The organism is Actinoallomurus soli (assembly GCF_024055715.1).
Taxonomy (GTDB): Bacteria; Actinomycetota; Actinomycetes; order Streptosporangiales; family Streptosporangiaceae; genus Actinoallomurus; species Actinoallomurus soli.
Genome location: NZ_JAMXMV010000004.1, coordinates 52,467 through 65,047, shown reverse-complemented (window position 1 = coordinate 65,047; position 12,581 = coordinate 52,467). Strand labels below are relative to the sequence as shown.

Below are 12,581 nucleotides of genomic sequence, written 5' to 3'. Positions count from 1 at the left end.
CAGCCGCTGACATCGCTTGCTATAGTGATGACAGCCACTGACATCGTCTTATGGAGGCTTCTCATGCGCGTATTCGTCACCGGCGCGTCCGGCTGGATCGGCTCCGCCGCCGTTCCGGAGCTCATCGGCGCCGGCCACCAGGTCATCGGGCTCGCGCGCTCGGACAAGTCGGCCGCCGCCCTCACCGCGGCCGGAGCGGAGGCGCTCCGCGGCACTCTCGACGACCTCGACGTCCTGCGGGAGGGGGCCGCCGCGTCGGACGGTGTGATCCATCTCGCTTTCAAGCACGACCTCGCCTTCTCGGGTGGCTTCGAGGCCGCCGCCGACGCGGATCGCCGCGCCGTCGAGACGTTCGGTGAGGCGCTCGCGGGCTCCGACCGGCCCTTCGTCCTCGCCTCCGGGCTGGTCGGACTCGCGCCGGGGCGGGTCGCGACCGAGGAGGACGGGCGTGGGCCCGCTCCGGACTCGACGCCGGCCGGCCCGCGGACCCGCTACGGCACCGCGCTCCTGACGCTCTCCCTCGCCTCCCGGGGCGTCCGCTCGTCGGTGCTGCGCCTGCCCCCGACCGTGTACGGGGACGGGGACTACGCCTTCATGGCGGCCCTGGTCGGCGTCGCCCGCGAGAAGGGCGTCTCCGGCTACGTCGGCGACGGCTCCAACCGCTGGCCCGGGACGCATCGCCTCGACGCCGCGAACCTGTTCCGCCTGGGGCTGGAGAAGGCCCCCGCCGGATCGGTGCTGCACGCGGTGACCGACGAGGGCGTGCCGATCCGTGAGGTCGCCGAAGTGATCGGCCGCCACCTCGACCTCCCGGTGGTCTCCATCGCCCCCGAGGACGCGGGGGAGCACTTCGGCTGGCTGGGAGCCTTCATCGGGGCCGACGCTCCGGCCTCGAGCGCGCTGACCCGTGAGCTGGTGGGATGGCAGCCGACCCAGCCCGGCCTCCTCGACGACCTCGACAAGGGCCACTACTTCCGCGCCCCGTCCGCCTGAGGATCCGCTTCCTCGCCCGGCCACCGGCCGACGCGCTCGCCTTGAGCGGCGTCAGCCGGTGATCCGGCCGCCCGCGACGTCGATGGTGATCCCGGTCAGCCAGGACGAGGCATCGGAGGCCAGGAACAGGGCCGTCTGGGCGACGTCGTCGGTGGTGCCGATGCGGCCGAGCGGGTGCGTCGCGGCGACCTGTGCCCGGACCTCGGCCGGCATGCGGGCCTGGACCTTCTCCGTCGCGATGGCCGAGGGAGCGATGCAGTTGACGCGGACCCCGCGCGGCCCGACCTCGGTGGCGAGGTGGCGGGTGAGCATGACCAGCCCCGCGTTGGCCACGCCGTACGCGAGGTTGGCCCGGCTCGGCTGACGGCCGGCGGCCGAGGACATCGTGATGATCGAGCCCCGGCCGCGTTCGAGCATGCCCGGCAGGAACGCCCTGATGGTCAGGAACACCGAGGTGAGGTCGGAGTCCAGCACCTCCCGCCAGCGCTCTTCGGTCAGCTCCGCGGAGGGGGCCGGGAAGCCCTGGCCGCCGGCGAAGGCGGCGAGGACGTCGACCGGGCCGAGTCGCGCCTCGACCTGGTCGCGTACGGCGCCGAGCGCGGCGGAGTCGGTGACGTCGGCGGCCACGTCGATCGCGACGCCGCCGTCCCGGGCGATCCCGGCGACCACCCGCGCGAGGGCTTCCGTGTCGCGGCCGACCGCGCAGACCTCGGCGCCCTGGGCGGCGAAGGCCCGGGCGGTCCGCGCGCCGATGCCGCGCGACCCGCCGGTGACGACGACGACCTTGCCGGCGAGGTCGGAGTAGGTGCTGGTCATGGGAAGGGCTCCTCGGTGTTCGGCCCGGTCCGGGGCTCTCACTGGTGGCGGGAGGGTCGCGTACGCGGCAGCAGGCCGGCGAGCAGGCCTGTCACCGAGATACCGGCGATGAGCATGGCGAACATCGCCGCGAAGGCCGGACCGCCTGACAGGAAGGCCAGGTCGGCGAGGGCGCGGGCGAGCGCCGGGTCGGTCTTCGTCCGGCCGCCGCTCCAGACGAACATCCCGCTCAGGCCGAGCGCACCGGCGGCCAGCACACCGCCGACCAGGGTGATGGCCGAACCCGGCGCGGTGATGCCGAGCGCCCGCAGCCGCCGGTAGAGCACCGCCGCGACGAGGGCGAGGGGCACCGCGGAGGCGAGCAGCAGGAAGGCCCCGATCTTGATCGGGGTGCCGTGGGTCCGGGCGTGGTGCAGAACGGCGAGGCCGGAGGCGTCCGGGTGCGGCGTAGCGCGGTTCGCGACGACGTAGCCGATGGTCAGCGCGGTGAACGCGAGCACGGGTGCGAGCAGGGGAGGGCCGGACTGCGGGCGGCGGCCTGGGGGCTTAACGCCGGGGGCGGCAGAGGCGGTGGTCATCTCATCTCCTCGACGCGGATCGTGTACACGCAATAATGATTACATATTTGAACGATTGTCAATCGTATACATTCTCCGTATGGGCACGAACGAGGAGGCCGAGCGCTCCGCGACGCAGGGAGGCGCGGCCTTCCTGCTGGCTCAGCTCGGGGCGCACGCGGCACGGGCGTTCGCAGCGCGGATCGCCGCGCTGGACCTGACACCTCCGCAGGCGGGGCTGCTGCGGATGCTGGCCGCGACGCCCGGCCGCAGCCAGCGCCGGCTCGCCGAGGACCTCGGGATGCCGCCGAGCCGCTTCGTGCCGTTCGCGGACGAGCTGGAAACGCGCGGCCTGATCGAGCGGCGCAAGAATCCGGACGACCGGCGCTCGCACGCGCTGTACCTGACCGAACGGGGTGTCGAGCTGCTGGCCGAGCTGCGCAAGGTGGGAGCCGCGCACGAGCGGGACGTCTGCGCGGCGCTCTCGCCTGACGAGCACACGCAGTTGACCGCGCTGCTCCGCCGTGTCGCCGAGCAGCAGGGACTGACCCCGGGCGTGCACCCCGGCTACCGCTCGTCCTGACCGGTCCGCCGACCGGGGCGTTTGCCGCATGCGGGTCCGGAGGTTAGCGTCGTGCGGGTGCGATGACGGCTCGGGGAGGGCGGCGAGTGAGACGGACCGGTGGCCTGCGGCTCCTGTCCGCGGTGGCCGTGATGACCGCGGCGGCCTCGGCGACCGCGTGCGGCGGGTCGGCGGCCCGCTCCGACGACGGGCACGCGCGGCGCACCGCGGCGGGCGTCCGGACCTCCCCGAGCGCCACGCCCACTCCCACGCCCGACCCGGTCGCGGCGCTCGTGCGGCGGATGAGCACGGCGGAGAAGGTCGGTCAGCTGTTCATCCCGACCGTGCAGGGCACGACCGCGGCCACCGGTGCGGCGATGATCGCGAAGTACCACCCCGGCGGCGTCATCTACTTCCCGAACAACCTGCGCACGGCCCACCAGACCGCGACGCTGTCCAACGGCCTGCAGCGCGCCGCGCAGAAGGACGGCGGCGTCCCGCTGCTCATCGGCACCGACGAGGAGCAGGGCATCGTCTCCCGTCTGCCGTACATCACGCACTTCCCGACCAACAAGGCGCTCGCGTCGACCAGGGACCCCGACGACGACGTGCGCACCGCGGCGCGGGTCACCGGCGAGGAGCTGCGCGCGGTCGGCATCAACCAGGACTTCGCGCCGGTCGCCGACGTCAACGTCAACCCGCGCAACCCGGTGATCGGCGTACGGTCGTTCGGCGCCGACCCGAAGGAGGTCGCCCACCTCGTCGGCGTCGCGATCGACGCCTACCGGGCGACCGGGGTCGTCGCGACCGCCAAGCACTTCCCCGGGCACGGCGACACCGCGACCGACAGCCACACCGGCCTGCCGGTGATCAAGCACTCCATGGCGACGTGGGAGCGCCTCGACGCGCCCCCGTTCAAGACCGCCATCGCGCACCACGTCGACATGATCATGACGGCGCACATCGTCGTGCCCGGCCTCGACGACTCCGGCGACCCGGCGACGATGTCCAAGACCGTCCTGACCGGCCTGCTCCGCGACAAGCTCGGCTACGACGGCGTCGTGGTGACCGACTCGCTCAGCATGGCGGGCGCGCGGATGAAGTACGGCGCGCCGGAGGCGGCGGTGCGGGCCGTACGGGCCGGCGCGGACATGCTCCTCATGCCGCCGAGCCTGGACGGCGCCTACCGCGCCGTCCTGTCGGCGGTGCGGTCGGGCCGGATCCCGCAGAGCCGTCTCGACCAGGCGGTGACCCGCATCCTGCGGATGAAGCAGGACCGCGGCATCCTCCGCTCGCCGTACGTCGACGCGTCCCGCGCCTCCGACATCGTGGGCTCCGCGGAGCACCGGGCGGCCGCGCGGCGGGTCGCCGCGCACGTCCGCGCGGGCCGCTGACCCACCGCGCGCTCGCTCGCGCGGGCCGCTGACCAGCGAGTGAGTGATCGACCGTTGACGCGCGTCCGAATGTGTGACTAACTTTCGCCAGACCGGTTTCGTCTAGTCACTTTTTTACGATTTCGTCTCGGGGGCGGACGGAAGGAGTCTGAATGTCCCGTCGCCGACGGCTCGCCGCGATCAGCACGGCGTCATTGGTGGCGATCGCGGGTCTGGGCGCGGGAACCGCCCAGGCCGCGTCCTCGCCCGGCAAGGACCAGAGCGTCCTGCGGATCCTCCACTCGATGACCCTCCAGGAGAAGGTCGCCCAGCTGTTCGTCCTGCAGGTGTACGGCACCAGCGCCGACACCACGGACCCGGCCGCCGTCGCGGCCAACCGGAAGCTGTACGGCGTCGACAACGCCGCGCAGCTGATCGACAAGTACCACCCCGGCGGGATCATCTACTACTCGGTGGATCCGCCGAACCTCGCGAGCCCGCAGCAGGTCGCGCACCTGTCCAACGGGATCCAGCAGGCCGCGATGCGCCAGCGGGTGCCGATCCCGATGACGATCGTCACGGACCAGGAGCAGGGCAGCGTGGTGACCCGGGTCCCCGCGCCGTTCACCCAGTTCCCCGGCAGCCAGGCCCTCGGGGCCGGACGCCGGCCCCGCGACGCGTACGAGACCTCGAAGATCACGGGGCAGGAGCTGCGGGCGATCGGCATCAACACCGACTACGCCCCGGACGCCGACGTGAACACCAACCCGGCCAACCCGGTGATCGGCGTACGGTCCTTCGGCTCCGACCCGCAGCTCGTCTCGAAGTTCGTGGCGGCGGAGGTCGACGGCTACCAGGCCGCGGGCGTCATCCCGACGGCCAAGCACTTCCCGGGCCACGGCGACGCCGCCACCGACAGCCACACCGGCGTGCCGGTCATCAACCACACGCGGGAGCAGTGGGAGAAGCTCGACGAGCCGCCCTTCAAGGCGGCCATCGCGCACGGCGTCGACTCGATCATGACGGCGCACATCGTCGTCCCGGCGCTGGACCCGTCCGGTGACCCGGCGACGCTGTCCAAGCCGATCCTGACCGGCATCCTGCGCGATCAGCTGCACTTCAAGGGCGTCATCGCCACCGACGCGCTCGGCATGCAGGGCGTCCGTGACAAGTACGGCGACGACCGCGTGCCGGTGCTGGCGATCAAGGCGGGCGCGGACGAGCTGGAGAAGCCGCCGACGGACGCGAAGGGCAACGGCCTGTTCGACCTGCAGCTCAACTCCGTGATCAACGCGGTGAAGAGCGGCGAGCTGACCGAGTCCCGGATCGACGAGTCGGTCTACCGGCTCCTCGAGGTGAAGAAGAAGCACGGCCTGTTCGCGAACCCGTACGTCGACGAGGGGAAGGTCGCCGACATCGTCGGCACGCCCGCGCACCTCGCCACCGAGCAGCGGGTCACCGACCGCACCATCACGCTGGTCAAGAACGACGTGCTGCCGCTGCCGAAGGACGGGCGGAAGGTCCTCGTGACCGGCTACGGCGTCGCGACGACTCAGACGCTCGCCAACGACATCCACAAGCGGGGCCCGGCCACGACCGTCTACCAGACCGGCACGAGCCCGTCGCAGGCGACGATCGACCAGGCGGTCGCCAAGGCCCAGGACAACGACCTCGTCGTCGTCACGACCAACCGCGCCTGGGACGTCGACCCGGGCTCCGGCCACAACGGCCCGGGCCAGGCCGATCTCGTCAAGGCGCTGGTGGCCACCGGCAAGCCGGTGATCGTGGCGGCGGTGCGCGACGCGTACGACATCGCGTACTTCCCCGAGGCGCAGACCTACCTGGCCACCTACGGCTACACGCCGGCGACGCTGGAGTCGCTGACCAAGGTGCTGTTCGGCGAGATCAGCCCGAAGGGCAAGCTGCCCGTCATGATCCCCGTCGCGGGTGACCCGACCAAGGTCCTGTACCCCTTCGGGACCGGGCTCACCTTCCACAAGAAGTAGTAAGGCGCCCGGCCGGCGTGCCCGCCTCATCGATGTCCGGATCGATGAGGCGGCACCCGGACCGAACTTCCGGGCAAGGGGGCGTGGGACGACGAGACCCCGCCGGTCGCCGTCCCACGCCCCTGGCAAATCCTCACCCGAACCCGCCGCCGCGTAAAGCGGTCATTCGTCCGCCGTACGGGATCGCGCCCGGCGCAGGGCCAGGCGGGTGGCGCCGAGCGTGCCGTCACTGGCCACGGAGGCGTCGGCGCCGAACCGCTCGCGCAACCCGGCCCATACGGCCTCGGCGATGGGTCCCTTCTCCAGAAGCGAACCGGCGACCACGATCCCCGGCCCGGATCCGCCGTCCCGGCCCGCGCCGATGATCTCCTCCAGCGCGGGGCGCACGGCGTCGACGTCGGCGAGCAACCACTCCGCGGCCTCCGCGACGATCCGCCGCGCCACCTCGTCGCCCGCCGCGGCCGCGGCGGTGACCAGCGGGGCCGCGCGGCCGAGCCCGGCGGGCGGCCCGCCGTACACCTCCCTGAGCACCGCCTGGGGCAGCGCGGCGCCGGAGGACATCGCGGCCGCGCCGGTGTCGCCGGCGCCGTCGGTCAGGGCCTTCAGATCGACGTCGGCGAGGAGCGGGCCCGCGGCCTCGCCGAGCAGCAGCCTCGGCACGCTCTCGGCCAGGGTGGTGGGCCGTCCGCGCCCGTCGTAGGCGCGCAGCGCCGCGCGTACCGCCTCGGCGCCGATCCACACGCCGGAGCCCTCGTCGCCGACCAGCCACCCGTAGCCGTCGGCGCGGCGCACGACCTCGCCGTCGTCGACCACGGCCGCACCCGCTCCGGTGCCGCCGAAGACGACGAGCCCGGCGGGCGCGGGGCTCCCGGCGGCGAACGCGACCGCGATGTCGGTGACGACCTCCGGTTCACCCAGGAGGCCCAGTTCCCGCCACGCGGCGGTCGCGGCGGCGACCGCTTTCGACCGTCCGGCCGCGCCGGCGCCGGCGATCCCGAAAACGCCGCCTACGACCTGTAGTCGGTCCAGGTCGCCCAGAGCGTCGCCGACGGCGCTGGCCAGAGCCCCGGCCGGATCGGTGCTGGAGTTAGGATTGGCACCAGGTCCACGGCCGCGACCAGCGACGATGCCATCGAGCGTGACGATCGCGGCACGGGTGTTGGTGCCGCCGGCGTCCACTCCCACGACATACGGACCACTCAAATTGGGACACACACTGTGACCGTAGAACATCGCATATTGACAGGGAATGGGTTTCGTCGGAAAATTTCCTGCATGAGCAAGGTCGGGCCCGACGCCGGGTCCGCGGCCGACAGTGCCGGAGCGTCGCTCAGCACGGTCGTTCGCGTCCGTTCCCTGTTGCCCTCACTGCCCCCCGCGGAGGCGCGTGTCGCCCAGCGCGTCATCGACGATCCGGAGGCGGTGGCCAATTCCACCATCACCGAGCTCGCGCAGGCGTGCGGCACCTCCGAGACGACGGTCATCCGGTTCTGCCGGGCGATCGGCTTCGCCGGCTATCCCGAGCTGCGGCTGACCCTGGCCACCGAGGCCGGGCGCGCCCAGGGGGTGACCGGCGGGCGCGTCGTCGGCAGCGACATCAGCACCGATGACACGCTCCAGCAGGTCGTGGAGAAGATCTCCTTCGCCGACGCGCGGGCGGTCGAGGAGACCGCCAACCAGCTCGACATCGAGGCCCTCGAGCGGGTCGTCGCGGCGATCGTCGACGCCCGCCGGGTCGACATCTACGGCGTGGGCGCCAGCGCGTTCGTCGCCCTGGACTTCCAGCAGAAGCTGCACCGCATCGGGCGCATCTCCTACGGCTGGTCCGACGCGCACATCATGCTCACCAGCGCGGCCGTCCTGGAGCCCGGAGACGTCGCGGTCGGCATCTCCCACACCGGCACGACGGTCGACACGATCGACGCGCTCGGCGTCGCCAAGCGGCGCGGCGCCACCACCGTCGCGCTGACCAACTTCCCGCGCTCGCCGATCGCCGAGGTCGCCGACTACGTCCTGACCACCGCGGCGCGCGAGACGACCTTCCGGTCGGGTGCGACGGCGAGCCGCCTGGCCCAGCTGACCGTCGTCGACTGCGTCTTCGTCGGCGTCGCGCAGCGCACGTACGAACCGACCCGGCAGGCCCTGGAGGCCACCCGCGAGGCGGTCCGGGTCCGCCGTGTCGGATCAGATCGGAGACGCAGGTGACCGATCGTCTCTCCGTCGGGGTTCTGCGGGGGGTCCCCACCGAGGGTCGCAATCCGCGCACCATCGACATCGACCTGCTGCCCACCCTGGACATGCTCCGTTTGATCAACGCCGAGGACGAGCAGGTGCCCGGCGCGGTGGCGAAGGTGCTGCCGCAGATCGCCCAGGCCGTCGACTTCGCCGTCGACGCGCTGCGCGGCGGCGGGCGCGTGCACTACTTCGGCGCCGGCACCTCCGGGCGGCTCGCGGTGCTGGACGCCGCCGAGCTCCCGCCGACGTACGGCGTCAGCCCGGACCTCTTCGTCGCCCACCACGCGGGCGGGCTCGGCGCGCTCTCGCAGGCGATCGAGGACGTCGAGGACGACGAGGACCTCGGGGCCCGCGACGCCGCGGACGTGCGCCTCGGCGAGCTCGCCGTCGGCATCACCGCGAGCGGCCGCACGCCGTACGTCGTGGGCGCGCTGCGCGCCGCGGCCCGGCAGGGCGCGCACACCGCGCTGATCAGCTCGAACCCGCGGACGGCGTTCGGCTCGGAGGTCGACGTCAACATCGCCGTGGAGACCGGGCCCGAGGCCGTCACCGGCTCGACCCGGATGAAGGCGGGCACCGCGACCAAGCTGGTGCTGAACGCCATGTCCACCGCTGCGATGGTGCGGCTCGGCCGCACCTACTCCAACCTCATGGTCAGCGTCAACGCGCTCAACTCCAAGCTGCGCGGCCGCGTGATCAAGATCCTGGTCGAGGCGACCGGTCTGGACGCCGAGACGTGCGCGGCGGCGCTGGCGGATGCCGGCGGCGACACGCGCATCGCGTTGCTCTCCCTGTTGTGCGACGTGCCCTCCGACCGCGCCGCCGGAGCGCTGGAAGAGACCGGGGGCTCGGTGCGAGAGGCGATGCGCAGGATCCGGCCTGAGGGCCAGTAGCAAGACGTCGGGGGCAGCTCAGAAAGGGGTCAACCTCCTCATGCGGAAATTCTGCGCGCTCGTCGCGGCGCTGGGCGCAACCCTCGCCCTCCCGGCGTGCGCACCGAGCACCAGTGGCGGCGGCGGCAAGGTCCACCTCACGGTCGAGACCTGGCGGCCGGAGGACACCGCGGGTTACCAGAAGATCTTCGACGCGTACGAGAAGAAGCACCCGAAGGTCGTCGTCGACTACAAGCCGATCAAGAGCACCGACTACCTGACGGTGCTGCCGAACGAGCTGAAGAAGGCGACCGGCGGGCCGGACGTGGTCCAGCTCAAGCCGTACGGGCCGCTGCAGTCCTACATCAAGGCCGGCAACCTGGTGCCGCTCGACGGCCAGGTGAACGTCAGCGGCTGGCAGGACAAGGTGCTGCAGGCGGCCAAGGGCAAGGACGACGGCAAGCTGTACGGCGTCCCGTACGCCCTGCAGACGCTCGGGATCCTCTACAACAAGAAGATCTTCGCCGACCAGGGCATCCAGCCGCCGAAGACGTGGGCCGACTTCACCGCCGCCTGCGACAAGCTCAAGAAGGCCGGCATCACGCCGATGGCCACGAGCGGCCTGCAGCCGTGGGTGCTGGCGATCGACCACCAGATCTTCGGCGCGACGCGCGAGGGCGGCAACGACTTCGAGCAGGCCGTCCTCACCGGCAAGAAGGACTTCACCGACCCGGACTACACGGCGTCGCTGCAGACCGTCGCGGACCTGAAGCAGTACTTCCCGAACCAGGTCACCGCCGTCGACTACCCCGACGCGCAGACGCTGTTCACCAGCGGCAAGGCCGCGATGTACCCGGGCGGCTCGTACGAGATCGGGCCGTTCACCAAGACGACGCCGGACCTGCAGATCGGCTGGTTCGACGCACCGCCCGCGCCGGGCGCCAAGGTGAACCAGCCGCTGACCTCCGGCTACGTCGACGGGTCGTTCGGCGTGAACGCGCACTCCGAGCACAAGAGCGAGGCGCTCGAGCTGGTCAAGTGGATGGCGACGCCGGAGTTCGGGCAGCTGTACGCGAGCACGCTCAAGCAGATCTCGACCGTGCCCGGCACGACCCCCGGCGACCCGCTGCTCACCCAGGCCTACCAGGGCTACCAGCAGCACGGGGCGACGTACATCATGGTCGTCGACTTCGGCTACGGGAACCCCCTCGGCCGTGACCAGGAGGGGCTGGCCCTGCAGAAGATGCTGGGCGGCACCTCGGCCGCGGACGCGGGCAAGCTCGTCCAGAAGGGCATCTCGGCGTGGTTCAAGCCCAGCGGAGGCTGAGGCGTCCGGTCGGAGCCGGCGGCGGGCGACCCCGCCGCCGGGTCCTGCTGACCTTCCTGCTGCCCGCTCTGGCGCTGTACACGGTGTTCATCATCTATCCGCTGGTCTCGGCCGCGGAGTACAGCCTGTACTCCTGGTCCGGGAACAGGCAGGACGGCTTCGCCGGCCTGTCCAACTTCCACCAGCTGTTCACCAAGTACCCGCTGAGCGAGCAGGTGTGGCGCGCCCTCGGCCACAACTGCCTGTTCTTCATCGGCACGATGCTGATCCAGACCACCCTCGGCCTGGCGTTCGCCGTGCTGCTGCACAAGTCGCGGCGCGGCAAGCGGTTCCTGCAGACCGCCTACACGCTGCCGCACCTGGTCAGCCCCATCGTGGTCGGCTACCTCTGGTCGATCATGCTCAACCCGCAGTTCGGCGCGATCAACGCCGCCCTGCGCGACGTCGGCCTCGGCGCGCTGGCGCAACCGTGGCGCGGTGACCCGCACCTGGCGCTGCCCGTCGCGATCGTCGTGAACGCCTGGCAGTGGGTCGGCTTCCCGATGCTGCTGTTCGGCGCCGCCCTCGCCGGGATCCCCGACGAGTACGAGCAGGCCGCCCGCGTCGACGGCGCCTCGTCGTGGCAGGTGTTCCGCCGGGTCACGCTGCCGCTGCTCACGCCGGTGCTGGGCATCGTCACCGTCCTGACCTTCATCGGGACGTTCAACGTGCTCGACCTGATCTACGCGTTGCAGGGTTCCCAGGGCAACCCCGGGTTCGCCACCGACACGCTCGGGCTGCTGTTCTACCGGACGGCCTTCCAGAACCCCGACCCGAACGCCATCGGCCAGTCCTGCGCGCTCGCCGTCTGCATGTTCATCCTGATCTTCGGGGTCTCGCTGGCGGCCAACAAGGTCTTCCGCCGGATGGAGGAACGCCTCAAATGACCAGCAGCACCCTCACGGTCGGCGAGCGGTCCACCGTCGCCGCGCGGCCCCGTGCGCCGCGCAGGCGGATCCGGGTCGGCGGAGCGGCCTCGGTCATCCTGCTGTGGGTGTACGCCCTGGCGGCCCTCGCGCCGCTCATCATCATGGCGTTCAACTCGCTGCGCACCGAGCAGGACCTGGCGAACCAGCCCCTCGGCCTGCCCCTGCACCCGGACTTCGGGAACTACTCCCGCGCCTGGTCCGAGGGCAACTTCAGCACCTACTTCGTGAACTCCGTCGTGATCACGGTGTTCTCGGTCGTGCTCGGCACGGGGGTCTCGGTGCTCGCCGCCTACCCGCTGGGGCGCTACCGCTTCCGCGGCCGGGGAGCGCTGTCGTCCTACTTCCTGGCCGGCCTGATGCTGCCGATCCGGCTGGGCGCCGTCCCGGTGTTCTACCTGGTCAACTCGCTCACGCAGTCACTGCCGGGGGTCGACACGCGGTTCTGGCTGATCTGCGTGTACGCGGGCAGCGGCGTGCCGTTCTCGGTCTTCGTGCTGACGGCGTTCTTCCGGCAGCTGCCGATGGAGCTGGAGGAGGCGGCCCGCATCGACGGCGCCGGCGAGCTGCGGATCTTCGCCCGGATCATGGTCCCGATGGTCCGCCCGGCGCTGACCACGGTGGCGCTGTTCCAGTTCATCCCACTCTGGAACGACTTCTTCTTCCCGTTGGTGCTGCTGAGGGACGACCAGTGGACTCTGCCGACGGGCCTGACGCGGTTCTTCGGCGAGTTCGAGTCCGCGCACGCGACGCTGTCCGCCGGATTGGTCATCACGACGATCCCCCTCGTGGTCCTCTTCCTCGTGGCCACCAAACAGATCGTCGCAGGCCTGACCGCCGGAATGTCCAAGTGAACGACTGTGAGAGAAGGGTGC

Annotated in this window: 12 protein-coding genes; 9 read left to right on the top strand and 3 right to left on the bottom strand. The window is 71.5% G+C overall.

The annotated features are described in order from the left end of the window. The first annotated feature begins 63 nt into the window (after window positions 1-63). A complete protein-coding gene (locus tag NDW01_RS12150; protein WP_252819957.1) occupies window positions 64-993 on the top strand; it encodes an SDR family oxidoreductase in 930 nt (309 codons plus the stop codon). 51 nt (window positions 994-1,044) lie between these two features. On the opposite strand, the gene NDW01_RS12145 is transcribed toward NDW01_RS12150, so the two are convergent. Both NDW01_RS12145 and NDW01_RS12140 read right to left on the bottom strand, forming a co-directional pair. Continuing rightward, window positions 1,045-1,809 (bottom strand): SDR family NAD(P)-dependent oxidoreductase, encoded by a 765-nt coding sequence (locus NDW01_RS12145; RefSeq protein WP_252819956.1) that lies wholly within the window; start codon window positions 1,807-1,809, stop codon window positions 1,045-1,047. 38 nt (window positions 1,810-1,847) lie between these two features. Beyond that, complete coding sequence (locus NDW01_RS12140; protein ID WP_252819955.1) at window positions 1,848-2,387, bottom strand: hypothetical protein; 540 nt, start codon at window positions 2,385-2,387, stop codon at window positions 1,848-1,850. Window positions 2,388-2,466: 79 nt separating this feature from the next. Here NDW01_RS12140 and NDW01_RS12135 point away from each other — a divergent pair, with 79 nt between their 5' ends. The 3 genes from NDW01_RS12135 (at window position 2,467) to NDW01_RS12125 (ending at window position 6,307) form a co-directional block, all read left to right on the top strand. Beyond that, on the top strand, window positions 2,467-2,949 hold the full coding sequence (locus tag NDW01_RS12135; protein WP_252819954.1) for a MarR family winged helix-turn-helix transcriptional regulator: 483 nt from the start codon (window positions 2,467-2,469) through the stop codon (window positions 2,947-2,949). A gap of 86 nt (window positions 2,950-3,035) precedes the next feature. Further along, entirely contained in the window at window positions 3,036-4,322 is a 1,287-nt protein-coding gene (locus NDW01_RS12130; protein ID WP_252819953.1) for a glycoside hydrolase family 3 protein, read from the top strand. Between the two features lie 152 nt (window positions 4,323-4,474). Next, window positions 4,475-6,307: a glycoside hydrolase family 3 protein gene (locus NDW01_RS12125; RefSeq protein WP_252819952.1), complete on the top strand. Its 1,833-nt coding sequence runs from the start codon at window positions 4,475-4,477 to the stop codon at window positions 6,305-6,307. A gap of 162 nt (window positions 6,308-6,469) precedes the next feature. Here the strand turns inward: NDW01_RS12125 and NDW01_RS12120 are convergent, their stop codons facing one another. Beyond that, window positions 6,470-7,492 (bottom strand): BadF/BadG/BcrA/BcrD ATPase family protein, encoded by a 1,023-nt coding sequence (locus tag NDW01_RS12120; RefSeq protein WP_308211682.1) that lies wholly within the window; start codon window positions 7,490-7,492, stop codon window positions 6,470-6,472. Window positions 7,493-7,582: 90 nt separating this feature from the next. On the opposite strand from NDW01_RS12120, the gene NDW01_RS12115 reads away from it, so the two are divergent. The 5 genes from NDW01_RS12115 to NDW01_RS12095 are packed head-to-tail and all read left to right on the top strand — an operon-like array spanning window position 7,583 to window position 12,560. Beyond that, on the top strand, window positions 7,583-8,512 hold the full coding sequence (locus NDW01_RS12115) for a MurR/RpiR family transcriptional regulator (RefSeq protein ID WP_252785397.1): 930 nt from the start codon (window positions 7,583-7,585) through the stop codon (window positions 8,510-8,512). Then, window positions 8,509-9,435: an N-acetylmuramic acid 6-phosphate etherase gene (gene murQ, locus NDW01_RS12110; RefSeq protein ID WP_252819948.1), complete on the top strand. Its 927-nt coding sequence runs from the start codon at window positions 8,509-8,511 to the stop codon at window positions 9,433-9,435. The genes NDW01_RS12115 and murQ overlap by 4 nt, the downstream gene beginning before the upstream one ends. Before the next feature lie 40 nt (window positions 9,436-9,475). Continuing rightward, window positions 9,476-10,741, top strand: coding sequence for an ABC transporter substrate-binding protein (locus tag NDW01_RS12105; protein ID WP_252819945.1), 1,266 nt, complete (start codon window positions 9,476-9,478; stop codon window positions 10,739-10,741). Continuing rightward, window positions 10,717-11,667 (top strand): carbohydrate ABC transporter permease, encoded by a 951-nt coding sequence (locus NDW01_RS12100; protein ID WP_252819941.1) that lies wholly within the window; start codon window positions 10,717-10,719, stop codon window positions 11,665-11,667. The genes NDW01_RS12105 and NDW01_RS12100 overlap by 25 nt, the downstream gene beginning before the upstream one ends. Beyond that, window positions 11,664-12,560, top strand: coding sequence for a carbohydrate ABC transporter permease (locus tag NDW01_RS12095; protein WP_252819939.1), 897 nt, complete (start codon window positions 11,664-11,666; stop codon window positions 12,558-12,560). Before NDW01_RS12100 ends, NDW01_RS12095 begins: the two co-directional genes overlap by 4 nt. Window positions 12,561-12,581: the final 21 nt, after the last annotated feature.